The sequence below is a fragment of the Myxococcus sp. XM-1-1-1 genome (genome assembly GCF_020037095.1).
Classification (GTDB): domain Bacteria; phylum Myxococcota; class Myxococcia; order Myxococcales; family Myxococcaceae; genus Myxococcus; species Myxococcus fulvus.
Map to the genome: position 1 here is coordinate 1 of NZ_JAIQDH010000065.1, position 1,518 is coordinate 1,518.

Consider the following 1,518-nt stretch of genomic DNA (forward strand, 5'->3'; position numbering starts at 1 on the left):
GACTCGACTTTCGCCATTTTAGAGCGAGGGAGAGAGCGCGGCGGTCTACTCCGCGCTCTCCAGAGATGGCGGGGCGCGAGAGGCAGCACGTAAGTTGGCGCGAAGTCGACGCGGCGAATGCCAGCGGGCCCGGGCCAGGGAGGATTGAGCCAGGCGGAGGACATCCGCGAAGCTGACCGTGGTCTTGGTGGTGTACCAGGGGCGCAGAGGCCACCTCATCTGTTGCCAGCTGGCGGTGAGCTCCAGGTACCAGAGGACGAGAAGGGTGTAGCTCAAGCCAGCGAAGGGAGCGGTGCGAAGCACGGCCAGGCGACGGCGGGCCCGCGAGTCGGCGAAGCCAAGCAGTTGCTTCAAGTCCCGGAAGAGCACTTCGATGCTCCACCTGAAGGCATACCGTTCCACCACTTCGAGGGCAGACAGGGAGGGGGCGGTGCAGAAGAAGACTCGCAGGGGGCGGCTTCCACTTGTCATCCGCACGACGACCACCTTGAGCATCCGCTCGCCGGCAGCACTCCTCCACCGGGCCACTACCTCCTTGTAGTCCACCTGCTGCGAGCGGCCGTAGAGCTGGGCTGTCAGCCGCATCCAGGGGAGTGCTGAATCTCTGGCAAGGGCCTCGGGCTTGGGCACCGGCACGTCACGCGTCAGCCAGCGGCCCGTTTTCCGCGAGCGGCAGCGGTGCACGCGCGGGCGCGTCAGCACTGCATCTGGACGCATGGCTCCGACGAAGACGAGCCGCTGCGGCAACCCCTTGAGCAGGGTGCTGCATGAGTACGCTTCGTCCGCGGCCAGTTCCAAAGGGCCCGTTGGCAGCCAGCTGAGGACACGCTCAACCAACTCTCGGCCCAACTGCGTTTTCTTCCGGTGCCGGATGTCCCTCCTCTGGCACTCGGCTTGGGTGCGGTAGAGCCGGAAGAGAACGGGCAGTGCCCAGGGGCGCGCAGCAAAGGGCACGTGCACCAGCACCGCGAGCGTCACCCAGACGTGGCCGAAGCAGAAGACGCGCATGGCCCGGGTGGAGCGAACCGCATCCAGGTGACTGCCCAGGCCGAAAACCTTCGGCCCCTTGTGACTGCAAAGGGTGTCATCGAGTACCAACCGCACGGGTCCCAATGCCGCCAGCTTCAACAGGAGCAGTCGGCCTACCTCGTCCGTACTCCACCGCGTCCGGGAGAAGAAGCGATGGAAGGCCGCATGGTGCTGCACGCCCGACACTCCTGCGGCCACCAGCGCCTCGGTAACGGCGTGCGTGCCTCCACTGCACACCCAGCCGGCGAACAGCACCAGGAAGCGGAGGAACGAGGGCTCGGTGAACGCCGGCCGAACCAGCTGCAGGACTCGAAGCAGTGCATACAAATGGGAAGCGGCCATCGCAGACCTCGAAGGTGCTGGAAGAGGCGTGTCTTGCCGGACACCTCTCTCAGCTGGTCTCGATGGCCGCTCTTTACCAACCCTCAGCCCTCTCTCCTCTCGGCCCCCTGCTTGGGCATCCCACCCCAAAAGGGCGAAAGTCGAGTC

1 protein-coding gene is annotated in these 1,518 nt (G+C 65.7%); it reads right to left on the bottom strand.

The window, feature by feature from the left end:
* Positions 1–45: 45 nt before the first annotated feature.
* Entirely contained in the window at positions 46–1,371 is a 1,326-nt protein-coding gene (locus K8640_RS42315; RefSeq protein ID WP_223752272.1) for a transposase, read from the bottom strand.
* Positions 1,372–1,518: the final 147 nt, after the last annotated feature.